Raw genomic sequence first — 23,573 nt, 5'->3', positions numbered from 1 at the left:
ATATATTATAAAATGTAATGGCTCAAATCTTGATTAACAACGATGTGATCGAGTTTTGATTTTACATATTCGCGATTAATGACAACTTGTTGCTCCTCGACATCGGGTGCATCAAATGCCAAGTCTTCCAGTAACTTTTCTAAAATTGTATGCAACCTGCGGGCGCCAATGTTTTCTGTTTGAACATTAACCCGGCAGGCAATATCTGCAAGCTCATCAATAGCGTCCTCGGTAAATTCAACTTTTATACCCTCGGTTTCCAGTAAGCTAATATACTGTTTTATTAGTGCATTAGCCGGTTCAGTAAGTATTTGTCGAAAATCTTCCTTAGACAGATTTGTCAGTTCAACCCGAATGGGAAAACGCCCTTGTAATTCCGGTATTAAATCGGAAGGCTTCGAAACATGAAAAGCACCGGCGGCAATAAATAAAACATGATCAGTTTTCACAGGTCCGTATTTTGTAACAACAGTGGAACCCTCAACAATCGGTAATATGTCGCGCTGCACACCTTCACGCGAAACGTCAGGCCCCGAATTATGACCCCTACCCGCTATTTTATCGATTTCATCAAGAAATATTATACCATAATTTTCGGCCAAACTAACCGCATCGGTAGTGACTTCATCCATATCAATTAGTTTTTGTGCCTCTTCTTGAATGAAAATCTTTCTGGCATTGGCCACTGTCACTTTACGCTTTTTTTGTTTCTTAGGCATTAAGTTTCCAAGCATATCTTGAATGTTCATGCCCATTTCTTCAATTCCTGTACCGGCAAACATACCCATAACCGGCTGACCGCTATCTTCTACTGTAATTTCAATCAGATCCTCCTCAAGTTCTCCAGTAAGAAGGCGTTTACGCCACCATTCGCGGCCTGCACTGGCTACCTGAGGTTCTTCCGGATCTGCAGTTTTTTCTTGCGTAGCATTTATCCCACCGGAAAAAAGCATTTCAAACGGATTGCGCGTAGTGTCTTTTTTTGAGGGTGGAACAAAATGATCGATAATACGTTCGTTAGCTAAATCACGAGCCTTGTCGTTTACCTCAAGCATTTTTTGCTGCTTAACCATTCGAATCGATGTTTCGACCAAGTCACGAACCATGGATTCTACATCACGGCCAACATAACCTATTTCCGTAAATTTAGTCGCTTCCACTTTAACAAAAGGTGCGTTGACAAGTTTTGCCAAACGCCGGGCGATTTCTGTTTTTCCCACACCAGTAGGCCCAATCATTAAAATGTTCTTAGGGATAATTTCATCCTTAAGCTCTACAGGCAGCCTTTTGCTGCGCCAACGGTTTCTAAGTGCCACAGCTACTGATTTTTTTGCCTGCTGCTGACCTATTATATATTTGTTTAATTCATTAACTATTTCTCTTGGAGTAAGTTCCAGCAAAATCATCCCCCCCTTCAACTTTATAACTCTTCAACGGTAATGTGATCATTGGTATAAACACAAATACCGGCGGCAATTTCTAGTGCTGTATGGGCAATATGAGCGGCATCCAATGTAGAATGCTGCACCAAAGCCCTCGCTGCTGCCAAGGCATATGGCCCACCGGAGCCAATGGCAGTTACCCCGTCATCTGGTTCAATAACTTCACCGTTTCCAGATATGATAAGAAGATGTTCAGCATCAATAACAATGAGCAGCGCTTCTAATCTTCTTAAAACCCTGTCTAAGCGCCATTCTTTGGCAAGTTCTACTGCTGCTCTCATCATGTTGCCATTAAATTCTTCTAACTTTCCTTCAAACTTTGAAAATAAAGTAAATGCATCTGCTACCGAACCAGCGAATCCTGCCAAAACTTTACCATGATAAAGACGCCGCACTTTTTTTGCATTGTGCTTCATCACAGTATTTTGGCCAAAAGTAACTTGTCCGTCACCAGCAATAGCAGTCTTTCCCTGATGGCGAACAGCAACAATTGTTGTAGCATGAAACATGATATCACCTCCAAGGAATCTTATGCACGTGGGTGAGACTTTTTGTAATTTGCTTTAAGTCTCTCTGTGGTTACGTGAGTATAAAGCTGAGTTGTCGACAAATTAACGTGCCCCAAAAGTTCCTGCACTGATCTAAGATCGGCTCCATTATCCAGCAAATGAGTGGCAAAAGTATGGCGAATGGTATGTGGGCTGACATTCTTTTTTAGTGCCATTACTTCTACGTACTTTTCAATAATCCGACGCACACTTCTGTCGGTTAAAGAACCACCCCGGTTATTAACAAAAAGATGATTATTAACCGTTCCCGATTGCTGGCCATAATTGCCGGAATTAGCGCATAATACAGGCCGCGCATGATGTAAGTACCTTTTTATTGTTTCCTCAGCTATACGTCCCATTAGGACAATTCTCTGTTTAGCCCCTTTACCAGTAACAATAACAGTCCGTCCGGTAAAATCAATATCAGATAATGTAATATTGACAAGTTCGCTTACTCTAACACCAGTCGCGTACAACATTTCTAATATGGCTTTATCTCTAAGACCCAAGGGACTGTTATCAGGCAACGAGACTAACTCGCTAACTTCGTTAGTATCAAGAAAAACGGGCAGCTTTTTATCCAGTTTTGGTGTCCTTATTGCATTACACGGGTTTTCAGGTAAAATACTTTCCCGGCATAAAAACCGGAAAAACGACCTAAGTGCTGCAATTCGTCGCATAATGGTCGCCTTTGCATACTGTTGTGATTTTAGCGATGCTAAGTAACTACGAATTAACAGAGGATTGACGTGAACCAACGATCCCTCGGCTACACCTTGACTTGTCATGAAGTCGAGAAATTGAAAAATATCTCGTTGATAATTATGTATGGTGTGCGGCGAGGAGTTTTTTTCAATTTTTAAGTAGAATAAGAATTGATCTACAAGAATATTTGTTTGACTTAATTGGACATTTTTCTGCATAATTATCATTCTTTTCGACAAAAATCAGCATTTATAGGGATTTTGCGGAAATTACTATTATACTAACATACCTATGAAAATTCCGCAACATTATTGTCATATTATTCAAAAAAATTCTTTTAGCGCCGCTACAGCCCGGTCGGCAATGGTTTTATTCTTAAGCTTCTTGTCTCTTATCTTTTGTCCCAATGGTGGCAGTAACCCGAAATTAATGTTCATGGGCTGAAAATTCGCCGGATCAGCTTGGGTAATATACCGGCATAAAGCGCCATGAGCCGTTTCTTCAGGAAAAATAAGCGGTGCAAGCCCCTGCGCTATTTTGCCGGCGTTAATACCAGCTATCAGGCCGCATGCTGCTGATTCAACATACCCCTCGACACCAGTAATTTGCCCGGCAAACAATATCTGCAAATGGTTTTTCATTTGTAATGTCGGAAGCAATATTTTAGGAGAATTAATAAAAGTATTTCGATGCATGACCCCATAGCGGACAAACTCAGCATTTTCTAACCCGGGTATAAGCCTAAATACCCGTTGTTGTTCGGGCCACTTGAGGTGAGTCTGGAAGCCGACAATATTATAAAGAGTAGCTGCGGAGTTATCCTGCCGAAGCTGTATAACGGCATAGGGTATTTCCCCGGTCTCAGGCTGCCTTAGACCAACTGGCTTCATAGGGCCGAAACGCATGGTATCAATCCCCCTAGCTGCCATGGTTTCTATTGGCATACAACCTTCAAATACTATCATATTTTCAAATTCTTTTGTAGGTGCAGTTTCTGCATGCGTTAATTCTTGCCAAAAAAGTTCGTATTGTTCTTTGGTCATTGGACAATTTAAATAGTCGTCGTCACCCTTACCGTAACGTGATGCCCGATAGATAACGTTCATATTTAAAGATTCTGCAGTAACTATAGGTGCAGCTGCATCGTAAAAATACAGATAGTCATTGCCGGTAAGTCTGCCAATAGCCTGCGATAGCCCAGGAGAAGTCAATGGCCCAGTAGCAATTATTAGTGGTCTGTCTTCAGGTATTTCCTGCATTTCAGCATTTATTATTGAGACTCGCGGATGGTTTGTAAGAGTTTCAGTAATGAATCGGCTAAAATCATTCCTGTCAACAGCAAGCGCTCCACCTGCAGGTACATATGTACTATCGGCAGCTTTCATGATTAGTGAATTGAGATTTCTCATCTCTTCTTTCAAAAGACCAACGGCATTTTCTATCGCAGCAGCTCTTAATGAGTTACTGCATACCAGCTCGGCAAACAAAGGGGTATGATGAGCTGGAGTCATAACTTTGGGACGCATTTCATACAATTCCACATCGATACCAGCTTCAGCCAGCTGCCAAGCAGCTTCACTGCCGGCTAGCCCAGCGCCTAAGACGGTTACTTTAGCCACTTTTCTTCCTCCGGTTAGCAGAACTTTTTTTCTGCTTTGTCGTAGTAGACTCTTCTTTTTCTTCCTTAATTGTGCTTTCTTTATTCTCAGCGACCTGCCGGGATGAACATTTTTCATTACTGCAAATGGTTGCAAAACCACCATTTTTATATTTATGCCGAACCATAAAGGCCCCACACACCTGGCAATTCTCTTTTAATGGCACATCCCATGTGTTAAAATCACACGTTGGATAGTTTTCACAGCCATAAAAGACTTTTCTGCGCTTAGTCTGTCGTTCAACAATGGCGCCCCCGCATTTAGCGCATTTTACGCCGGTATCTTTTAATATCGGCTTTGTATTACGGCAGGCGGGAAATCCCGGACATGCCAAAAAGTTGCCATATCGTCCTTGCTTTATGACCATCATTCGTCCACAATTTTCACAGGGAATATCAGATACTTCTACAGGCAGTTCCACATGCCCGATGGCCTCGTCTGCAATACCTAAGTCTTTCGCAAAGGGATCATAAAAATTCTGCAGCACAACAAGCCAGGATTCTTCTCCTTCTGCTATATCATCTAGCTGATCTTCCATTCCCGCAGTAAATTCAACGTCAACGATCTTTTTAAAGTATTGTTTCAGGAGATCGAGAACGACAAAGCCCAATTCCGTAGGTTGAAACTTTTTATCAATACGCTCCACATACCCTCGTTCAACAATTGTTTCAATAGTCGGTGCATATGTGCTTGGGCGTCCAATCCCCTTTTCTTCCATTACTTTTACTAAAGATGCTTCTGTATACCGGGGCGGGGGTTCAGTAAAATGTTGTTTGGCATCTACCTTGGCTAACTGTAATACCTGCCCTGTTTTAAGCTCAGGTAATGTCGTTTCATTATCCAAGTCACTGTCCGCGTTTTGTTCCACTTCTTTGCCTTTGCCGATAGCACCGCTAAAAGCAGCCAAAAAACCGGAAAATTTCAGTTGTGAACCAGTAGCCTTAAGTTTATAACACCCGGCCATAATTTCAATGGTAAGAGTGTCATAAACAGCAGGTGCCATCTGACTTGCAATAAATCTTTCCCAAATAAGAGTATATAGCTTTAACTGATCTTTGGTTAAGTTTGCACTAATAGTGTCAGGCGGTAAATCCAGAGTGGTAGGTCTAACGGCTTCATGGGCATCCTGCGATTTTTTATTTAAGTATACTGGACTTTTGGCAGGCAGATAGTCCAAGCCGAATTTGTTTTCAATATAACTTCTAGCTTCCTGCTGGGCAATTTCTGCCACCCGAGTCGAGTCAGTACGCATATAAGTTATTAGGCCTACTTGGCCGGCCTTACCAATATCAAGACCTTCATACAATTGTTGTGCAACCATCATTGTTTTACGGGAAGTAAACCCAAGTTTCCTAGCCGCTTCCTGCTGTAAGCTGCTAGTAGTAAATGGTGGATATGGGTTACGCTTTCTCTCCCTTTTTTTTACGTCACTTACAATATATTTGGCTTGGTTTAATTCGCTAACTATTGTATCAGCCTGTAGTTGGTTTTCAACATCTAATTTATCGCCGTTTTTTGAAACAAGTTCTGCACTAAAGGCTTTTGCATTACTCTTTTCTTTTAAGTTAGCTGTAATCGTCCAATACTCTTCCGGTATAAAGTCCTGAATTTCTTTTTCCCTGTCACAGATTAACCGAACGGCAACAGACTGTACTCTGCCAGCGCTTAACCCTTTTCTCACTTTTCGCCAAAGAAGAGGGCTGAGTTTATAACCGACAATTCGGTCAAGTATCCTTCTAGCTTGTTGGGCATAAACTCTTGGCAGATTTATTGGACGCGGCTTTTTTACGGCCTGCTGGATAGCAGGCTTTGTAATTTCATTAAATTCAATACGACAAGTAGTATTCTCTGGGATATTAAGTATATGGGCTAAATGCCACGCAATTGCTTCCCCTTCACGATCAGGGTCTGTCGCCAGATAAACAGTATCGGCGTTTCTTGCTGCATCTTTTAAACTTTTAATTAATTCGCCCTTGCCTCTAATGTTGATATATTTAGGTGAAAAATCATGCTCAATATCAACACCAAACTGGCTTTTAGGCAAATCGCGCAAATGTCCCATAGAAGCCTTAACCGTATAATTCTTTCCAAGAAATTTTTCAATTGTCTTGGCTTTAGCCGGGGATTCTACTACAACTAGAGCTTTGCTCACTAAATTCCCTCCCTAGCGGCGCGAATATAGCGTTGGGTGCTATATTCGACCGTCAAACCCCGTAATGAAAGTTGCAATAATATATATGCAGCTCGTGCCGGCAGTACCTTTACTTTTGTTACAATTTCTTCAATTCCAATAGGTTCTTCATAATCCAATAAGTTATACACTGCCTGTTCTTCAGATGAGAGATTAGGCATTGGTTTAGAATTCGCTATGGACCCCCATCCATATTCATCCAATATATCTGATGCATTATCCACAAGTTTTGCCCCCTGTTTGATAAGACCGTTAGCCCCTTTACTGCTGCCAGCAAAAATACTGCCTGGCACTACAAATACATCGCGGCCTTCTTCCAAGGCAAAGTCAGCAGTTATTAGTGCCCCGCTCTTTTCAGCGGCCTCCACTACAACAACTCCATGTGCCAAACCATTAATAATGCGATTACGGGCGGGAAACTGCCTTGGATGGGCATTTGTGCCGGGTGCATATTCAGAGATTACTAACCCGCTTTCGGCAATATTAGCCAACAGCTTAGCATTTTCAGGTGGATAAACAACATCCACACCTGAACCAAGTACGGCTACTGTATACCCCTTGCCCACCGCCCCTTGATGGGCGGCAGTATCAATTCCGCGTGCTGCCCCACTAACAATCCCCACACCGGCTTCAGCCAAAGTCGCCGCAAGCATAGTCGCGGCATTCTTACCATAGGCTGTCGCTTTGCGCGACCCGACGATGGCTATAAGCTTATCATCTGCTGGCAAAGTTCCACGATAATATAACACGTATGGTGGGTTATAAGTGTTTCGTAACAAAGCTGGATAATCATCTTCAGATAAAATACATATAGATATTCCTTTTTTGAGTAAGGATTCAGCCAGTTTATGTATATCTATCTTGTCCCGTTGAGCAAGTAAATTATTACAAGAAGTGCTATCAAGACACTTGGATAAAAATAAATCGCCCTGGTCAGCTAACCAAGCCTGCCGGGCGCTACCAAAATAATCAACCAAGGCCTTAATGCGTGAACTGCCAATACCTGACATCCTTTGTAATGCAGCCAAGTAATATTGCTCCATATCCAGTTCCTCCACATTTAGCTAGCATTGAAACGCCAAAAGCATATGGTAAGTACTTGGTAAAAATCGTAATACTAGCAATTATAACTGGGTTAAATTCCATTGGTCAAGAGTAAAAAGGCCTAAATTATATATTTTTTTATAATATTTTTGTTTTTTATTAATAAAAATAGGCTTTAACTAGGAATTCGGCTATGTCGTTTGCGGCATTGGGACGCCCAATCCGCACCGCTTGTTGTTGCAAATTAACAAGTTCATCATTATCTGCAAACAAAAGGTTTCGCATAACAGCCATTAGTTCCGGTAATGAGTCCGCCCGTAACGCCGCTTTATTATCTAATAAATAGCGTGTGTTGGCTTCTTCCTGCCCTGGTATTGGCCGGTAAATAATTAGCGGCAGTCCTAACGCTAAGGCTTCTGAAGTACTCATACCACCTGGTTTTGATATCAAAATATCGGCAGCACTCATTATCTCATTTACATTATCTACATAGCCCAGAACTTTAATAGGATGTTTAGAGTTTGATTCAAATTTACTAAGTTTGTTATAAAGCTGCTTATTTTTCCCAGCTATAGCAATAAACTGCAAGGGCTTATCGAGCTGATCGCACATTTCGAGAATTTCATCCATCGGCAAAATACCGGCTCCACCACCCATAATCAATATGGTTTTTCTGTCTTGATGAAGCGTAAGACTTTTCAAAACCTCAACTCTATCACATGGCCGACTAAATGATGTGCCCACTGGTATACCAGTGATTGTCACGGATTTCCGTGCAATTCCATACCCATTTAAGTACTCAACCATGTTCTCATGAGAGACGAAGTAGCGATCCATTTCTGGATAAACCCATAACCTATGTATAACAAAATCGGTGATTATGGCCGCCGCAGGAACACTAAGCAAGCCTTTTCTCTTACTCCAAGCAACCAATCCAGCTGGAGTCGCGTGGGTGCAAACAATAACCGATGGTTGAAATGAGTCAATATAATTCACCATACGCCGGGCAAGAAACCGGCTAACTATTTCTCTGCCATAGAGCGCCAGTTCGCTTTGATTCCCCCAACTATACATAGCGCCATACGCCTGCGGAAATATACCCAGTATTTTCAAATACGTCTTAAGTATAGTATTACCAATAATAGGATGAAAAAAATCAAACACATTGCATATTTCAGTCTGTAAATCAGGATGACTCGCTGTAACTGTTTGACTTACGGCTTGTGCCGCCTTAATATGCCCGGCACCAATAGGTGCAGTAATAAATAGTATTTTCTTAGCCAAAAATGTCCCCTGCCTTAGACAGTAATTGTCCCGTATACAGTAACTTTACTGTCGTCTATAGTGGCATCTAATAGCTCTTGTACTTTTTTGCCCTTGTAAATAGACTCGTTTCCGACAATCTCTAGTAAAGGAATTAAAACAAATTTCCTGTCAGACATACGGGGATGCGGCAATTCCAGTGCATTTTCATTCATTTCTATCTCATGATAGATTAAAAGGTCGATATCAATATTTCGTGGACCCCATCTAAATTCCCGTACCCGCCCCATTTCACGCTCAATGGACAGACAAACAGCGAGTAATTCCTGCGGCGTCAAGCTTGTAGTTATCGAAACTACCGCGTTAAGAAAACTAGGCTGCTCCTTCAATCCTACCGGTTCTGTTTCATACAGCGAAGAAATCTTATCAATCTTAATTTCAGGATGCGCTTCTAAATGCCTAATGGCAGAAGCAATGCTATCTTCCCGAGTGTTTTTTTCGCTACCTATATTAGAACCGAGTCCCAATACAATCATTAGTTCCGTCTCCGTACAGCTTCAACTTCTACACAATCTAAAGCTGCCGCAATGGGAACAGATGGTTTACGTACCCGTACTACGGTCTCTTCCACTAACGGATGCATCCGCAAAACTTCGTCAGCAATATGGTATGATAATGCCTCTAGTAACTGAAACCGCTTATTTTCCACAATATTCTTTGTAAGGTTATATACTGCAACATAATCAATTGTATCTTCTAATTGATCGCTTTTTCCTGCCTTCTCTAAGTTGGCCGTCATGTCAACATCAAGAAAAAAACGCTGGCCTAATTCACGTTCAAATTCGTATACACCATGAAAACCGTAAAACACCATGTTTTTTAAAGATATTTTATGAGTCATTTTCTATTCCCCCTAAATTAGTGAAATCTAGCATTTAGCATAGCGTCTGTCATATGCGCAATACGAGCTATAGCCTTGACATCATGCACTCGGACAATATTAGCTCCCTTAGCAATCCCCAATGCTACCGTCGCGCCAGTGCCTTCAACCCTGTCTTGCGGTGGTGCATCTAATACTTCACCTATAAATTTTTTGCGAGAAGTCCCTAAGAGAATTGGGCAACCCATGGATTGAAGCTCTTCCAGCCGGGACATAACGACCAAGTTATCCTTCGTTTTTTTTCCAAACCCAATTCCGGGATCTATAATAAATTTGTCTGGGTTAATTCCTGCTGCTTGCCCAATTTTTATACTGTTACGCAAAAATTCAAGCATATGAGCCATAATATCCCGCCGATATTCAGTGCCATCCTGATTGTGCATCATAATAACCGGAACATCGTATTCAGCTGCTACTTTGGCCATCTCCGGATCTATTTGCAAACCCCAGATATCGTTGATAATATGCGCTCCTGCGTTTAGTGCTTCTCTAGCAACAGTTGATTTATAAGTATCTATAGAAACAGGTATACTAAAGTTTGCCAGCACTTTTTCCAAGACTGGCATCAGCCTGTCCAGTTCTTCAGCATCTGTAATTTTCTCAGAACCATAGGGTCTAGTAGACTCAGCACCAATATCAATAATATCGGCACCATCTTTAATCATTTGTTCAGTATGCTTTAATGCTTTATCCAAATCATTAAACTTACCGCCATCAGAGAAGGAGTCCGGTGTAAAGTTAAGGATCCCCATAACCAAGGTTTTTTCCGGCGTAATGGATAATTTATGCTTACCAAGGGTGTATGTACGATACGGAAACTTTTCGGTAGCAGTTATTATCGCTTCTAATTCCTCTGCCAGCTTTTTTAAGCCCCACGGTTGAGCTTTCAGCGTAGAAATACATTGAGTATAGTGCTTAAGGCTGCCACTTAGTAATATGTCAGTATATTCCGCGCTAAAATCGGCTGTCCCTCTTGTAACGGAAGCTTCTCCTCCCTTAGAAAGAAAAGTTTGCTTTAAAATATTTGCAGCTTTATTACGCACTTTTTCAACTTTTATAGTTTTATAGACGACTTTATTAGACATAATAGCGGTTCCAGGAGCATCACAATTAATTCTTGCCAGTTCTTGGCAAGCCTGTTCGTGATTTTTTACCTCAATTATTCGCATATTATATTGCATAGACGCCCTCCCCTATTGCAGAAAAATATAATTTTATTGTATCATAAAATTATGTAGAATAAAGATTATTATGCAAATTTTAGAAATTTATCATCGGATTTACAATATCTAGGAGGCCTATTGATGAAACAACGCCTATCGCCTGACCTTTTTTCTATTCCTGTAGAACAAATTAAAAGCGGTTTTTTTAGTGATAGTTATTTTTTACGTACCCAAGAAATTCTAAACGGTGATAATCATCACCCCAAAGTTGTTATGCAGATTTTTCAACGTCAAAGTGCTGTTGTGTGCGGGCTTGACGAAGCGATTGCCATTATTAAAAAGTGCGCCCATAACCCGGATAGTTTAGTTATCCATGCACTACATGACGGCGACTTGGTTGAGCCATGGGAAACGGTAATGACTATTGAAGGCGATTTGGTTGACTTTTCGCATTTAGAAACTGTCTATCTGGGGATATTATCCCGTCAAACTAAAATTGCCACCAATGTACATAAAGTAGTTACCGCCGCCAACGGCAAGCCTGTGTTATTTTTCCCTTCTCGCTTTGATCATTACGCCGTTCAAGCATCTGATGGTTATGCTGCTCATATTGGCGGCGTTTACGGCGTCTCAACTCCGGCTAACGGCTCGCTGTGGAATGCCGAAGCGTTAGGTACTATACCGCACGCTTTAATTGCCGCATATAATGGTAATACAGTTAAAGCATCTAAGGCGTTTGATACGTATATTGATCCTAAAGTCAACCGCGTAGCCCTTGTGGACTTCTCGAATGACTGCGTTGGCACTGCGCTTGCTGTGGCTAGAGAGATGAAAGATACGTTGTGGGCAGTTCGCCTGGACACAGCCGACAACCTCGTAGATGTATCTGTCTTACCTCAAATGGGCACCTTTAAACCTACCGGCGTCTGCGCTCAACTGGTTTTAAATGTGCGTAAAGCGCTTGATAGCGAGGGCTTCAGCCATGTAAAAATAATGGTATCCGGAGGGTTCAACGCAGATCGCATACGCCAGTTTGAAGCTGCTAATATTCCCGTTGATACTTATGCAGTAGGCGGCAGTCTATTTAATGATAATATTAACTTTACCGCAGATATTGTTATGGTAGATAGAAAACCTTGTTCCAAAGTCGGTCGAAATTATCGTCCTAATCCACGGTTATCCTTGGTCAAATAAAGAAATCGTGTTGAAACAAAGTTTCAACACGATTTCTTTTGTTATTATCAATATACTACCATTTACGACTTGAACCACCGCCGCCTCCAGAACCTCCGCCATAACCACCGCCGCCTCCTCCGCCACCACCGCGAAATCTTAACAGCGAGAGAAGTAAATATGTGATACTTCCACCAAGAAATACCCAGTCAAAGATCAATAAACCTAATAATCCGGCAGTTATTGCAAGTTGTGCCCACCAAGGAAGAGTATCCCACCATGATTGGCTGGCAGCCGAGTGTGTTTTAGCAGGTTTCGCATCAGTACTAATATCCGCATTATATTCTTTTGCAGCTATACTAACTAATGCCTGATAACCATTCCAAACCCCATTATTATAATCACCATTGGCAAAGTAAGGTATCATATATTTATCTTGAATAGAACCGGCTTTGGCATCATTGAGTGCCCCTTCCAAGCCATACCCTACTTCTATTCTTGATTGCCGGTCATTTACAGCTACCAACATCAGAACACCGTTATTTAATTCTTTATCTCCAATCTTCCACTGTCTAAGTACTCCTAAAGAATATTCTTCTATGGGAAAACCTTCTAGCGATTTAACTGTCAACACTACAATTTGGGCTTTAGTTTTAGCGGCTAGCTTACTTCCCAGGCTATTAATTCGCTTTTTCGTCTCGTTATCTAATACACCGACCTGATCTTGAACATATATGCTTTGGGTTGGTGCCGGAGGGATTTGAGGCTGGGCCCAGGCCACCGTTACGGTTACTAGTAGCAGGTATAATCCTAAAACTAGCCAAGCTACTCTTTTATTCATAAGTTATCCCCTCGCTTGGCAAACTAAAATTTTACTTGGGGAACTTGTTTTGCGCCTTCTTCTGCTTTAAAATATTCTTTTGGACCAAAACCCATCATACCCGCAAACAGGCTTGTCGGCAATGATCTAATTTTCACATTATATACCTGCACTGCATCATTATAATCTTTGCGGGCTACGGCAATTCGGTTTTCTGTACCGCTAAGTTCATCCATAAGCGCCCTAAAATTGGCGTCAGCCTTAAGATTCGGATAATTTTCCGCTACAACCAATAATCTACTAAGGGCTGAATTAAGTTCGCCGTTGGCTTGTGCCTTGTTTGCCGGGCCCTGTGCCCCGGCAAGTTTAGCTCGTGCGTCAGCAACTGCTTGAATAGCTTGCTGTTCATGAGCAGCATATCCTTTTACGGTATTAACAAGATTCGGAATCAAATCAGCTCGACGTTGCAGTTGATTTTCAATTTGACTCCACTTACCATTTACATTTTCATTCATATTTACTAGCGTATTGTAACTAAACATGGAACTGACCAATAGTGCACCGACTATAGCAATAACAATCCATATTGATTTATTCATGTTAGCCTCCTCTAATTTTTGAAAAGATTTTTATTTATTATTCTAGACACTTTAAATATATAATATTTTTTGGTATTTATTTCCTGGAAATAAATTGGAAATCATTTCTAAACTGAATAGCTTCTGCTATATGTTCAACCGTAATTTGAGGCGAATTGCCTAGGTCAGCGATTGTTTGGGCTACTTTTATTATTCGATCATAGCCGCGAGCGCTTAGACTCATTCTGGTAAATGCTTGTTTCAAAAGACTAGTTGCATCAGATGTGAGCTGGCATAAGGTTTTTATATGTTTATGATTCATTTGAGCATTGGCATACAGTCCAAACTTTTTAAGCCGCTCCTGCTGAATTAGTCTGGCAGAAGTTACTCTCTGCCGAATCGCCGCCGACGACTCTTGTGGTGTATCTTTAACCAGATCGTTATATTCAAGTCGTGGTACATGAATAGTAATATCCAGCCTGTCGAGTAATGGTCCCGAAATTTTCTTCTGGTACCGGTGAATATCCGCCTGTGTACACGAGCACTCCCTTGACGAGTCTGAAAAAAAGCCGCAAGGGCAAGGATTTAAAGCACAAATAAGCATTATTTTCGCGGGGAAAGATAGGGTGGCGTTAACCCTTGAAATGGTAACCTCCCCATCCTCAAGCGGCTGACGCAAGACCTCAAGCACCGTCCGGGGAAACTCGGGTAATTCGTCCAAGAACAATACACCATTATGACTTAGAGTAACTTCCCCTGGTCTAGGCATTGTTCCGCCGCCAATCATCCCCGCAACTGACACAGTGTGATGCGGACTCCTAAAAGGCCTGTCAGTGATTAAGCCAATATTATTTTTTAGCATACTGGCAACACTATAAATTTTTGTTACTTCTAAGGCCTCCTGAGGCGTCATATCCGGCAATATAGACGGAATGCGCTTAGCCAGCATAGTTTTGCCTGACCCGGGCGGCCCTACCAACATAACATTATGAAAGCCCGCAGCAGCAACTTCTAACGCCCGCTTGGCTACAATCTGACCTTGAACATCAGCAAAATCAAGCGAGGAATCTATATTTTGACTTTGCGGTAGTTCTGGAGTTACCGGAGTTATTAATTGTTCGCCAGTAAGATGGCCAACAATTTCAGCCAAAGTTTCCGGAGCATAAACCAGCATTTGCCCGGTTAACAATGCTTCCTGTGCATTTTCCGGTGCTATTATCATTTCTGAAATGTCGTTACCTTGGCAATTGGCTGCTATTGATAATATTCCCGAAATAGCCCGTAGTCTGCCTTCTAGAGATAATTCGGCGGCAAATACTTGCGTCCGGCAGTTTGCCGGATTAAATTGCCCACTTGCGGCTAGTATGCCTATGGCTATCGGCAGATCAAGCCCGGAACTGTCTTTCTTAATATCTGCCGGAGCTAAATTTACAGTAATTCGCCGTGCAGGAAATTCAAATCCGCTGTTTTTGATAGCTGCCCGTACGCGTTCCCGTGATTCCCGTACGGCTGTATCAGGCAAACCAACAATTTCAAGGCTGGGAATGCCATTTGCAATATCAACTTCGACTGTTATTAATATACCATTTAGACCTAACGTTGTTGAACCAAAAGTTTGCGCAAACACTGATTACCCCCACAAGTTAGCTGCCAAACGCATTAATAATATGATTTAAGCGAGCGGCATCTTGAGATTGAGATATATGTACCTCTAATATATCAAACCTACAGGCAGCATCTAACAGGCCGTGCTGATTAAGAAAACATAGCGCAGTATTAATTATCTTATGTTGTTTTTTTCTGTTAACAGCTTCAGCAGGATACCCATATATAATGCTTCGTCTGGTTTTAACTTCAACAAAAACTATACAGTCTTTGTCTTTCGCGATAATATCTATTTCGCCAATCTTCGTCCGATATTTAGTGGTAATAATTGTGTAACCAATGCTGCCCAAATATTTTACTGCGGCGTATTCGCCCTTATCGCCAAGATCAATGTGGTTCATGTTATCCTCCACGATTAATGTTACTTAAGTCGTCTGCCCAGTTGCTGATCCAAACGGTAAATATATGCCAAAACTTCCGCCACCGCTTGATATAGCTCAGGCGGTATTTCTCTGTCTAACTCAACAGCCATAAGCATACTTGCAAGTGTCTTATTCTGATATATTGGAACGCCATGCTCTTTGGCCGCACTCAGAATCTTATCCGCGACACCGCCTGCTCCTTTAGCCACAACCAAAGGAGCTTTATTGCCCTCAACATCATATTTGAGTGCAACTGCTTTAGCTATCTCGTCACGTTCTTGATCTGACACAATATCTCTCCTTCGTAAGATCCAGTTACCCTATTATGCCAACTGCTTCGACAGCCGCCTTCACAGGCGCAAAGCTTTTGCGGTGGTAAACACATGCCCCGTATTGGCTGAGTGCGTTCATATGTTCCTCTGTGCCATATCCCTTATTACGGCTAAAACCGTACATCGGATAACTAGAGTCAAGTTCATTCATAATTTGATCCCGCTCAACTTTAGCAATAATCGAGGCTGCAGCAATAGCTGCGCTTAGTTGGTCACCACCAATAATCGATTTATAAGGCATCTTAAGCTTGGGTAACGGCACGGCATCAATAAGCACAGCTTGCGGTACGAGTGCTACTTTTTCAACTGCCTGATACATTCCTAAAATGGTCGCCTGATAAATGTTAATGTCATCAATTGTCTCGACACTGACAACACTACTGCTAACAGCGATAGCGGCATTTTTTATTTGCCCATACAGCTTTTCTCTTTGCCCGGCCGTAAGCTTTTTAGAATCATTTAATCCTGGCAAATAGCAGTCCAGGGGTAATATAACGGCTGCTACTACCACAGGGCCTGCAAGCGGTCCTCTACCAACCTCATCAACACCTGCCACCAGCGTATATCCTTGGGCACATAACTGTCGTTCATTTTCAAATAAAGTATGTAGTCTTTCCTTTTCTTGTTGAACTTTTTGCTGGTTACTTTCCCACTTCGTCACCAGCCGCTTAACAGAAAGTCGTACGTCGTTTTTTAGTGTCTCTATTATATCTAATGTAATATTTTTTTGTGATAACAACGACGTAATCTGTCCGACTGTCATTTTTGTGGTGTCCAAAAAATGCTACCTCCAAACTATAATTGGTTTAGTTATTCTTGATAAAGGAGACAAATCCTCCTAAATAACAATAATAAAAACGGCTAACAAAATTGTCAGCCGTTCTTTTTTGTCCTGATAGCGTACTATGTCAAATAATTTTTTATGAAATCTGAGCATAGCAAATACGCCTGTTGCCTTAATCGATTAACAGAAATTACCATTAAACATACAGTAACTGACGAAGAACAGAATAAAAGAGCTTTTCCCCTCTCGGACTTGAACCGGGAAAATACCTCGTTTCAATCACTGTAGGGATGCAATCTAGCAAAAGTACAAGTTCATATTAACGTACAATTCGCATTTACAGGACGAGGTGGATAATGCTATCAGACGAGGTCATAGCCTCAAGAAAGTATTCGATCTCCGCTCTGTCCCAGAGCGAAAAAGCTCTATGTTGTCGTGCTTACGCAGATAATAGTTCGAGGGATTTTTGGTGCCTTAGCTTTTTTAACACTTCATTTTTGATAATCGTTTTTGCTGTTTTTGAGTGAAAAGGCTGTTTTTTTGTTAGCATGGCAAATACGATCTTGAGCAGTTTGTTACCCATGGCAATGAAAATTACTTTGGAATGCTTACCTTTTTGTTTCAAACGGTCAAAGAACGGTTTCAAATCAATATTATGACGACATATGTTGCGACCTGCCTGGTAAAGTACGTAACGCAAATGCTTGTTACCTTGCTTTGTAATACGCCCATAGTAACCTTTTTGGCCGCCGGATTGTCTTACCATTGGATTGGTTCCCGCCTTTTTAATGAGTTGACTTGCTGAATCAAAATTAGAGATATCGCCAATTTCACTAAATAATTCGGCTGCAGTAACAGCACCAATTCCCGGAATTGTTAATAGCAAATACCCATCTGTCTGAAGAAGGAGTATCTCCATTTCCTTTTCAAGTCGGTCAATATTATCATCTAATCGCGTTAAATCACTTAGTTTAAGTTGCAGCAAAAGAAGTTCTGGTTCTAATTCTGCTTTTGAGAGTGAATAAGCGCATTGTGCCGCTTGTAAAAGTTTCTGAATAGTTGTTTGACGCAGTTTTAAATTGTGCTCTTTAGAAATGCGCCGCAAGCCTGGTTCACCAAGTCGGAGGATATCTGATGAATGGGGGGCGTTCTTCAAGAACCAAAGTGATGATTTTCCAAAAAAATCGCTAAAGATACGGACCTTTTTGGGACGGTTATGATGCAAGGACACTAAACCTTGAAAGGGACGGAAGATTTTGTCCATCAAATTTCTGATTTCAATGCGAATTACGGAACGCTTTCTAATTTCTTGTCTTCTAGCTCTGGTTAAGGCGAGTAATTGTCGGTAATGTCCCGTAGGGAGCTGTGATTGGGTAGCCTTATTATTCTTTAAGGAATAAGCGATAGCAACTAAATCACGATCATCTGTTTTACACCAATTGAGAGCACTGGAACGTTCTTCATGGGTAGTAGCAGCATTAATAATAGCTACGGTATACCCATGGGAAGTAAAGAAGCGAACTATATCTTCATAATAATGCCCGGTGGCTTCGATACCGATAAATACTCTCTCAATGTTAAATGTCGCCTTAGCCTTCTCCAATTTAGCGAGACATAGATTCAAGCCAGGTTTGTCGACAGAGAAAAAGAACGAGTGATCAATAATGTCACCAAAGTAATTACAAATAAGTGCTTTAGGTAGAAACTTAGCCGCATCAATTGCTACTAACAAAACCTGCTCAAAATTTACTCCACGAAGGAGTTGAGAGAATTGACAACCTTTCTTACCTTGAATATTATTTGATGTAGAACCCATTGACTTCAACCTCCTAGGGGTAGTAGGTAGTAAGAATGAAGTTCTTCGTCAGATACTTTCATCTTACACGAAGTCAATGGGTTTTTCCTGTTATATTCACTATATCACACACTAGAAAGTATAACTTTCGCCTGGATAAGGGCAACACCGACTTCCGCTTTCGCCAAAGGCTCGGCGCAAGCCGTGTTTTCTTTATAAATCAAACCTCAGTAAACATGTTTCTCTACTGATTGTTATAAGGAATATCTAGAGTAAACTTACCAAGTTTCCCTGACCGGAAATCAGTCAATATAATTCTTCTGACTTTCTCGTAATCTACTATACCGCCGCTTCTTAAGCAACCTCGTTTAGCTCCGATTAAGGCTAATAATTCTGCGGCATCTTCCGGTAAATCCTCTTGTTGCAATTTATAACGCTCACACAAACGGTCACTATAATTTTCTTTAAGTAATGCTACAAGGCTGGAAATAACCTTTTCCATATCATAAATATCATCTTTGATAGCTCCCGTAACTGCCAAACGGAAGGCTACTTCCTGATCATCCATTTTAGGCCAGAGAACGCCTGGTGTATCCAATAATTCCAGGTTTTTACCTACTTTTAACCACTGTTGTCCGCGTGTTACTCCGGGTTTATCACCAGTCTTAGCGGTTGCCGTACCTAACAGGCGGTTAATTAACGACGATTTCCCCACATTCGGAATACCCAAAATCATCGCTCTTACTGCCCGGGCTTTTATTCCCTTCGCAGTAAGCTTAGCAATCTTTTCGCTTGCCTCCTGTTCTACCTTACTAACTAGTTCTTTGGTTCCCTTACCGCTGGAAGCATCTAAAGTAACCGTGGTAAATCCCATACTACGGAAGTGGTTAAGCCATTCAGTTGTCTGAGCAGTTTCGGCTAGATCAGATTTATTAAGGGCAATCACCCGCGGCTTAGCACCAATTAGCTCCGTAATGACAGGATTAGCGCTGCTTGCAGGTATACGAGCATCTAGTAATTCAATCACTACGTCAATAAGACCTAACTGCTCACGTATCATACGCTGAGCTTTGGCCATATGACCAGGAAACCAGTGAATGTGCATAAATCACACTCCTTCATCAAAAACACAGATACTATATTGTTAGTTACGGCAATGTTTTTATGTGGTCAATCGGCCAAAAAACAGTGACCGCCTTACCTTTTATCAGCTCTAAGGGAACAAAACCAACGTCTTTAAACCGACTATCTTCCGAATTATTGCGGTTGTCACCCATGACATAGATATGCCCTTCAGGCACTGTGACCAATGGATAAGAGCCACGGGTGCGTTCTAATATATAAGGCTCATTTAATAGCTGACCATTGAGAAAAACTCTGCCGTCCTTAATCTCAATGGTATCACCGGCAACGCCGATAACACGCTTAATAAAATCCCGGCTCGGATCACGCGGGTAACGAAATACCAGCACTTCACCCCTTTCGGGTGATTTAAACCGGTAAATAAATTTATTAACAACAAGACGTTCGCCATTTACTAGTGTTGGCCGCATTGACGGCCCCTCAACCATGTATAATTCTACAATGAAATACCGGATAAAAAACGCCAATACTATGGCTATGAGAATAGAAATTATCCAGTCTTTTATTTCTTCTCCCAGGTTAGCACTACTCACAGCCTTCCTCCTTCCAAAATATGATGCACTAGGCATCATCTATACGGAGATATGAAGAAAAGGGACTGAAATCAGTCCCTAGTAGGTCATATTAGCGTTTTTCTTTGATACGAGCAGCTTTACCAGTAAGGTTACGGAGATAGTAGAGCTTAGCTCTGCGAACAATACCGCGACGCATTACTTCAATTTTTTCAATACGAGGAGAATGTACCGGGAAAGTACGTTCTACACCTACATTATAAGACACGCGTCTTACAGTGAAAGTTTCGCGTACTCCGCCGCCTTGACGGTTAATAACTACACCTTCAAAAACCTGGATACGCTCCCGGCTGCCTTCAACAACTTTTACATGCACACGCACGGTGTCGCCTGCTTTAAAGGATGGGATGTCCTGGCGCAGTTGTTCTTGTTCTAAAATTTGAATAATATTCATTTGTTTTCCTCCTTATATCAGACGTTCTTACCATACGCAGAGGACCGTCCGTATTACACAAAAGGTATTATATCATATATTACCCAACAACTCAACTAAGATTCCGATTGAGCTGTGGAAAATGTTCAAATCTTTATTCAACCCACCAATGCTCGCCTAATAGCCGATCAAGTATAATGGCTACTGCCGCACGAACAGGCAAATGGTTGTACGGGCCAGGGCCATAAATCGGCTCTAATATGTAATCAAACTGTTTCATTAGCGAGTTTTCCATTCCCCAGCCAGTGCCAAACAAAAGTAAGCATGGCCGTCCAGTCTCTTCCAGTTCCTGCTGCAGCCTCTTATAGGAAACAGTATTATCATACTTACGGGCATCAGTAGTTACAATCAAGGGTTTTATACCTTCTTTAGCCGTAATATAATCGACCGCAGCCTGAATATCAGGAAGTATTTCTACTATACTTAACGCTTCTTTGCGGTCGGGATTATATTGCCCCCCATAACCTTCCTGCCAATAGCTGACAATTTCTTCAGCTAACGCTTTTTGGCTGTCATGCGGATGAATAATAAAGTACTTTACCAAGTCATATGTCCTGGCAGTACGGGCAATATCATGAATATCAAAATTGGTAATTGCCGTTGTAACTATTGCATTATTTTTATTGTAAATAGGATAATGCACCAAACCTAAATATACAGGCAATGCCATAGTCAGCCTCCAGCCTGCTCAGACTTTACTTCCTGCAAAAGTTTTTGATCACGTGGACTTAACTCCACTCCCTCTAATAAATCCGGCCTGCGGACAAATGTTGCGCGAAGTGATTCTTTCCGCCGCCATGTCTCAATTTTGGCATGATCACCCGAAAGGAGTACTTCCGGTACCTCCCAGCCATTAAACTCACGCGGTCGTGTATATTGCGGATACTCAAGAAATCCATTATAAAAGGAATCATGTTGGGCGCCGTCATTTGCCCCAAGTACTCCAGGAATCATTCGCGCTACTGCATCGGTAATTATCATAGCGGGCAATTCGCCGCCAGTTAACACATAATCACCAATGGAAACAGCTTCATCAACAACTTGCTGGCGGATGCGGTCATCAATACCTTCATAATGCCCGCAAACTAACACTAATTGTTCATAACTTGCAAGTTCCCGCGCCTTTGCCTGATTAAAAGGCTGTCCACCCGGACACATCAGCACAACCCTCCTGTTAGAGGAATTAGCCGCATTTACTACATTTTCTACAGCGCGGAATATCGGCTCAGGCTTCATAACCATACCGGAGCCGCCGCCGAAAGGATAATCATCAACAATATGATGCTTGTCATAAGTAAAATCACGCGGATTGGTTACCTGGACAAATATTAGATTATTATCCTGGGCCCTCTTAAGTATGCTATGTCCCAGCGGGCCTGTAAACATATCGGGAAATAACGAAATAATGTCAATACGCATATCGACCTCGTCAGTCCATCTCTTCTTGAAGTTTGACTACCATCTGCTTACCACTGATATCAATTTTTTTAACCACTTGCTTAATCGCAGGGATTAATAGGTCCTGTTTACCTTCCTGCTGTACGACATACACATCATTACTCCCTGGTTGCAATACTTCAGTGATAACGCCGAGTAATTCGCCTGTTTCGTTAAATACATTGAGACCAATAATATCAAAAATATAATATTTGCCTTCTGGTAGTTTGACTAAATCTTTTCGTTCAATTTTTATCAGCTTATCCCGAAGCCGCTCTGCATCGTTCATATTGTCAATTCCGGCAAGCTTAAGCAATATAAACTTATTATGTTGTTTAGCTGTTTCTAGTTTAAGTTGGCCAACATCATCAACAATAACTGTTTTAAGTTCATGGAATCGGTCAGGAAATTCTGTAAGCGGTACTATACGAACGTCACCCCGCACACCGTGCGGGGCAACAATTTTACCGACAATAATCAGTTCGGTTTTAGACATGTTAGCTGCGGAAAGCAACAACTTTGCCGTCTTCCAGCAAAATCTCAGTTGCCATTAGCTTGTGGAGATCATCGCCAACATTGATTGTAACGATTCTTTCCATAGTACCCTGAACTACTTCCGCACCGATTTCCAATTGCGCTGTTTCTTTCAGTTTTTCCAGCATATGATTTTTAAACTCAAGTCTTTTTTGGCGCTCGGCATCGATTTGCTGACGCAAACCTACTAATCCTTGCGCGTCTTGCTTAGCTTGTTCAGCCATCATGCGTTTAGCATGAAACTCGATTTGCTGGAGTTCCAAATCCGCTTTTTTAATAGCTTCCTGAATTTCAGCCGCCAATTGCGCTTTAAGATCTTCTGTTACTTTAGCTTTAATGGTTACCGGACACTTTATTGTCAAGTTCTCGATACTAGCCATTAATCCCACCCCTTTGGTTTCAGCGTAATAGTTGTAACTATATTATTTCCACCATGACTCGTTTATTTTCCCGGGTGGCGGCAGCTTTAACCACAGTGCGGATAGCTTTGGCGATACGTCCTTGCTTGCCAATTATCTTCCCCATATCCTCCGGGGCTACCTGCAATTCATAGACTGTTCCCGAATTATCGGTAGTCTCGTTAACATTGACTTGATCCGGGTTTTTCACTAACGCTTTGGCGATAACTTCGACTAATTTCTTCATGTAGTTATCACGCCTCGTTTCTACGGTTCTTTACTTGGAACGCTTTACTTCATCCCATTTTTTCAGAATGCCCGCTTTGCTGAGCAGATTCTTAACAGTATCAGTAGGTTGAGCACCTTTTTGGAGCCATTCCATAGCTTTTTCCTCGTCAATCTTGATAACTGCCGGCTCAGTAGTTGAGTCGTAATGACCCAGAGTTTCAATAAAGCGTCCGTCCCGCGGCGAACGGGAGTCAGCAACTACTACACGGTAAAACGGACGTTTTTTAGCGCCCATACGCTTTAAGCGAATTTTAACTGCCATTATAAAGTCACCTCCTTCACAAAATATATACTATATTTTT

The 23,573-nt window shown here is 41.6% G+C and carries 27 protein-coding genes; 1 reads left to right on the top strand and 26 read right to left on the bottom strand.

Features of this window, described 5'->3' with window-relative positions; all coding sequences use genetic code 11:
* Positions 1-5: 5 nt before the first annotated feature.
* The 10 genes from hslU to folP form a co-directional block, all read right to left on the bottom strand.
* Positions 6-1,406 (bottom strand): ATP-dependent protease ATPase subunit HslU, encoded by a 1,401-nt coding sequence (gene hslU / locus SRRS_RS11635; RefSeq protein ID WP_371368959.1) that lies wholly within the window; start codon positions 1,404-1,406, stop codon positions 6-8.
* A 14-nt stretch (positions 1,407-1,420) separates the two neighbouring features.
* Complete coding sequence (gene hslV, locus SRRS_RS11630; RefSeq protein ID WP_371368957.1) at positions 1,421-1,951, bottom strand: ATP-dependent protease subunit HslV; 531 nt, start codon at positions 1,949-1,951, stop codon at positions 1,421-1,423.
* Positions 1,952-1,971: 20 nt separating this feature from the next.
* Positions 1,972-2,916, bottom strand: a complete 945-nt coding sequence (xerC, locus tag SRRS_RS11625; protein WP_371368956.1) for a tyrosine recombinase XerC — start codon at positions 2,914-2,916, stop codon at positions 1,972-1,974.
* A 105-nt stretch (positions 2,917-3,021) separates the two neighbouring features.
* Entirely contained in the window at positions 3,022-4,317 is a 1,296-nt protein-coding gene (gene trmFO, locus SRRS_RS11620; RefSeq protein ID WP_371368955.1) for a methylenetetrahydrofolate--tRNA-(uracil(54)-C(5))-methyltransferase (FADH(2)-oxidizing) TrmFO, read from the bottom strand.
* A complete protein-coding gene (topA, locus tag SRRS_RS11615) occupies positions 4,310-6,508 on the bottom strand; it encodes a type I DNA topoisomerase (RefSeq protein ID WP_371368953.1) in 2,199 nt (732 codons plus the stop codon). The genes trmFO and topA overlap by 8 nt, the downstream gene beginning before the upstream one ends.
* Complete coding sequence (gene dprA, locus SRRS_RS11610; RefSeq protein WP_371368952.1) at positions 6,508-7,590, bottom strand: DNA-processing protein DprA; 1,083 nt, start codon at positions 7,588-7,590, stop codon at positions 6,508-6,510. Before dprA ends, topA begins: the two co-directional genes overlap by 1 nt.
* 160 nt (positions 7,591-7,750) lie before the next feature.
* Entirely contained in the window at positions 7,751-8,875 is a 1,125-nt protein-coding gene (locus SRRS_RS11605; protein ID WP_371368950.1) for a glycosyltransferase, read from the bottom strand.
* Positions 8,876-8,889: 14 nt separating this feature from the next.
* A complete protein-coding gene (folK, locus tag SRRS_RS11600; protein ID WP_371368948.1) occupies positions 8,890-9,390 on the bottom strand; it encodes a 2-amino-4-hydroxy-6-hydroxymethyldihydropteridine diphosphokinase in 501 nt (166 codons plus the stop codon).
* The gene (gene folB / locus SRRS_RS11595; RefSeq protein WP_371368946.1) at positions 9,390-9,755 is read right to left on the bottom strand and encodes a dihydroneopterin aldolase; all 366 of its coding nucleotides are present in this window, start codon (positions 9,753-9,755) and stop codon (positions 9,390-9,392) included. Before folB ends, folK begins: the two co-directional genes overlap by 1 nt.
* Positions 9,756-9,772: 17 nt before the next feature.
* The gene (gene folP, locus SRRS_RS11590) at positions 9,773-10,975 is read right to left on the bottom strand and encodes a dihydropteroate synthase (RefSeq protein WP_371368944.1); all 1,203 of its coding nucleotides are present in this window, start codon (positions 10,973-10,975) and stop codon (positions 9,773-9,775) included.
* A gap of 123 nt (positions 10,976-11,098) precedes the next feature.
* Between folP and SRRS_RS11585 the strand changes: the two genes are divergently transcribed.
* Complete coding sequence (locus SRRS_RS11585; RefSeq protein ID WP_371368942.1) at positions 11,099-12,151, top strand: nicotinate phosphoribosyltransferase; 1,053 nt, start codon at positions 11,099-11,101, stop codon at positions 12,149-12,151.
* Positions 12,152-12,206: 55 nt separating this feature from the next.
* Here SRRS_RS11585 and SRRS_RS11580 read toward each other — a convergent pair whose 3' ends face one another.
* From SRRS_RS11580 to rpsP, 16 genes are all read right to left on the bottom strand, one after another.
* A complete protein-coding gene (locus SRRS_RS11580) occupies positions 12,207-12,971 on the bottom strand; it encodes a YgcG family protein (protein WP_371368940.1) in 765 nt (254 codons plus the stop codon).
* 23 nt (positions 12,972-12,994) lie between these two features.
* Positions 12,995-13,549 carry a LemA family protein gene (locus tag SRRS_RS11575; protein ID WP_371368938.1) on the bottom strand — a complete coding sequence of 185 codons (555 nt, stop codon included), beginning with the start codon at positions 13,547-13,549 and terminating at the stop codon, positions 12,995-12,997.
* A gap of 76 nt (positions 13,550-13,625) precedes the next feature.
* Positions 13,626-15,155: a YifB family Mg chelatase-like AAA ATPase gene (locus SRRS_RS11570; RefSeq protein ID WP_371368937.1), complete on the bottom strand. Its 1,530-nt coding sequence runs from the start codon at positions 15,153-15,155 to the stop codon at positions 13,626-13,628.
* Between the two features lie 16 nt (positions 15,156-15,171).
* The gene (locus SRRS_RS11565) at positions 15,172-15,534 is read right to left on the bottom strand and encodes a YraN family protein (RefSeq protein WP_371368935.1); all 363 of its coding nucleotides are present in this window, start codon (positions 15,532-15,534) and stop codon (positions 15,172-15,174) included.
* 20 nt (positions 15,535-15,554) lie between these two features.
* Positions 15,555-15,845, bottom strand: coding sequence for an EscU/YscU/HrcU family type III secretion system export apparatus switch protein (locus tag SRRS_RS11560; RefSeq protein WP_371368934.1), 291 nt, complete (start codon positions 15,843-15,845; stop codon positions 15,555-15,557).
* A gap of 25 nt (positions 15,846-15,870) precedes the next feature.
* The gene (locus tag SRRS_RS11555; RefSeq protein ID WP_371368932.1) at positions 15,871-16,665 is read right to left on the bottom strand and encodes a ribonuclease HII; all 795 of its coding nucleotides are present in this window, start codon (positions 16,663-16,665) and stop codon (positions 15,871-15,873) included.
* A 445-nt stretch (positions 16,666-17,110) separates the two neighbouring features.
* Positions 17,111-18,487, bottom strand: a complete 1,377-nt coding sequence (locus SRRS_RS11550; RefSeq protein ID WP_371366954.1) for an IS110 family transposase — start codon at positions 18,485-18,487, stop codon at positions 17,111-17,113.
* Positions 18,488-18,710: 223 nt separating this feature from the next.
* A complete protein-coding gene (ylqF, locus tag SRRS_RS11545) occupies positions 18,711-19,571 on the bottom strand; it encodes a ribosome biogenesis GTPase YlqF (RefSeq protein WP_371368930.1) in 861 nt (286 codons plus the stop codon).
* A gap of 43 nt (positions 19,572-19,614) precedes the next feature.
* On the bottom strand, positions 19,615-20,142 hold the full coding sequence (gene lepB / locus SRRS_RS11540) for a signal peptidase I (RefSeq protein WP_371368927.1): 528 nt from the start codon (positions 20,140-20,142) through the stop codon (positions 19,615-19,617).
* A gap of 91 nt (positions 20,143-20,233) precedes the next feature.
* Entirely contained in the window at positions 20,234-20,575 is a 342-nt protein-coding gene (gene rplS, locus SRRS_RS11535) for a 50S ribosomal protein L19 (protein WP_371368925.1), read from the bottom strand.
* A 133-nt stretch (positions 20,576-20,708) separates the two neighbouring features.
* Positions 20,709-21,284: an RNA methyltransferase gene (locus SRRS_RS11530; RefSeq protein ID WP_371368923.1), complete on the bottom strand. Its 576-nt coding sequence runs from the start codon at positions 21,282-21,284 to the stop codon at positions 20,709-20,711.
* A 2-nt stretch (positions 21,285-21,286) separates the two neighbouring features.
* Positions 21,287-22,033: a tRNA (guanosine(37)-N1)-methyltransferase TrmD gene (gene trmD, locus SRRS_RS11525; RefSeq protein ID WP_371368921.1), complete on the bottom strand. Its 747-nt coding sequence runs from the start codon at positions 22,031-22,033 to the stop codon at positions 21,287-21,289.
* A 10-nt stretch (positions 22,034-22,043) separates the two neighbouring features.
* A complete protein-coding gene (rimM, locus tag SRRS_RS11520) occupies positions 22,044-22,568 on the bottom strand; it encodes a ribosome maturation factor RimM (RefSeq protein WP_371368920.1) in 525 nt (174 codons plus the stop codon).
* Positions 22,549-22,965 carry a YlqD family protein gene (locus SRRS_RS11515; protein WP_371368918.1) on the bottom strand — a complete coding sequence of 139 codons (417 nt, stop codon included), beginning with the start codon at positions 22,963-22,965 and terminating at the stop codon, positions 22,549-22,551. Before SRRS_RS11515 ends, rimM begins: the two co-directional genes overlap by 20 nt.
* 37 nt (positions 22,966-23,002) lie before the next feature.
* Positions 23,003-23,230 (bottom strand): KH domain-containing protein, encoded by a 228-nt coding sequence (locus SRRS_RS11510; protein WP_371368916.1) that lies wholly within the window; start codon positions 23,228-23,230, stop codon positions 23,003-23,005.
* Positions 23,231-23,260: 30 nt separating this feature from the next.
* Positions 23,261-23,533: a 30S ribosomal protein S16 gene (gene rpsP / locus SRRS_RS11505; RefSeq protein ID WP_371368914.1), complete on the bottom strand. Its 273-nt coding sequence runs from the start codon at positions 23,531-23,533 to the stop codon at positions 23,261-23,263.
* Positions 23,534-23,573 lie beyond the last annotated feature (40 nt).

It is taken from the genome of Sporomusa rhizae, from assembly GCF_041428845.1.
GTDB lineage: Bacteria > Bacillota > Negativicutes > Sporomusales > Sporomusaceae > Sporomusa > Sporomusa rhizae.
The sequence above is the reverse complement of the archived record's forward strand: the minus strand, read 5'-3'. Positions and strand labels throughout refer to the sequence as shown.

Excerpts from the sequence above, each read along its gene's own strand:
- xerC (WP_371368956.1), bottom strand. The coding sequence starts at position 2,916 with ATGCAGAAAAATGTCCAATTAAGTCAAACAAATATTCTTGTAGATCAA.
- SRRS_RS11530 (WP_371368923.1), bottom strand. The coding sequence starts at position 21,284 with ATGGCATTGCCTGTATATTTAGGTTTGGTGCATTATCCTATTTACAAT.
- rpsP (WP_371368914.1), bottom strand. The coding sequence starts at position 23,533 with ATGGCAGTTAAAATTCGCTTAAAGCGTATGGGCGCTAAAAAACGTCCG.
- dprA (WP_371368952.1), bottom strand. The coding sequence starts at position 7,590 with ATGGAGCAATATTACTTGGCTGCATTACAAAGGATGTCAGGTATTGGC.
- SRRS_RS11550 (WP_371366954.1), bottom strand. The coding sequence starts at position 18,487 with ATGGGTTCTACATCAAATAATATTCAAGGTAAGAAAGGTTGTCAATTC.
- SRRS_RS11515 (WP_371368918.1), bottom strand. The coding sequence starts at position 22,965 with ATGGCTAGTATCGAGAACTTGACAATAAAGTGTCCGGTAACCATTAAA.
- hslV (WP_371368957.1), bottom strand. The coding sequence starts at position 1,951 with ATGTTTCATGCTACAACAATTGTTGCTGTTCGCCATCAGGGAAAGACT.
- SRRS_RS11510 (WP_371368916.1), bottom strand. The coding sequence starts at position 23,230 with ATGAAGAAATTAGTCGAAGTTATCGCCAAAGCGTTAGTGAAAAACCCG.
- folP (WP_371368944.1), bottom strand. The coding sequence starts at position 10,975 with ATGCAATATAATATGCGAATAATTGAGGTAAAAAATCACGAACAGGCT.
- ylqF (WP_371368930.1), bottom strand. The coding sequence starts at position 19,571 with ATGCACATTCACTGGTTTCCTGGTCATATGGCCAAAGCTCAGCGTATG.
- SRRS_RS11580 (WP_371368940.1), bottom strand. The coding sequence starts at position 12,971 with ATGAATAAAAGAGTAGCTTGGCTAGTTTTAGGATTATACCTGCTACTA.
- rplS (WP_371368925.1), bottom strand. The coding sequence starts at position 20,575 with ATGAATATTATTCAAATTTTAGAACAAGAACAACTGCGCCAGGACATC.
- folK (WP_371368948.1), bottom strand. The coding sequence starts at position 9,390 with ATGATTGTATTGGGACTCGGTTCTAATATAGGTAGCGAAAAAAACACT.
- SRRS_RS11565 (WP_371368935.1), bottom strand. The coding sequence starts at position 15,534 with ATGAACCACATTGATCTTGGCGATAAGGGCGAATACGCCGCAGTAAAA.
- hslU (WP_371368959.1), bottom strand. The coding sequence starts at position 1,406 with ATGATTTTGCTGGAACTTACTCCAAGAGAAATAGTTAATGAATTAAAC.
- folB (WP_371368946.1), bottom strand. The coding sequence starts at position 9,755 with ATGACTCATAAAATATCTTTAAAAAACATGGTGTTTTACGGTTTTCAT.
- SRRS_RS11585 (WP_371368942.1), top strand. The coding sequence starts at position 11,099 with ATGAAACAACGCCTATCGCCTGACCTTTTTTCTATTCCTGTAGAACAA.
- trmD (WP_371368921.1), bottom strand. The coding sequence starts at position 22,033 with ATGCGTATTGACATTATTTCGTTATTTCCCGATATGTTTACAGGCCCG.
- SRRS_RS11575 (WP_371368938.1), bottom strand. The coding sequence starts at position 13,549 with ATGAATAAATCAATATGGATTGTTATTGCTATAGTCGGTGCACTATTG.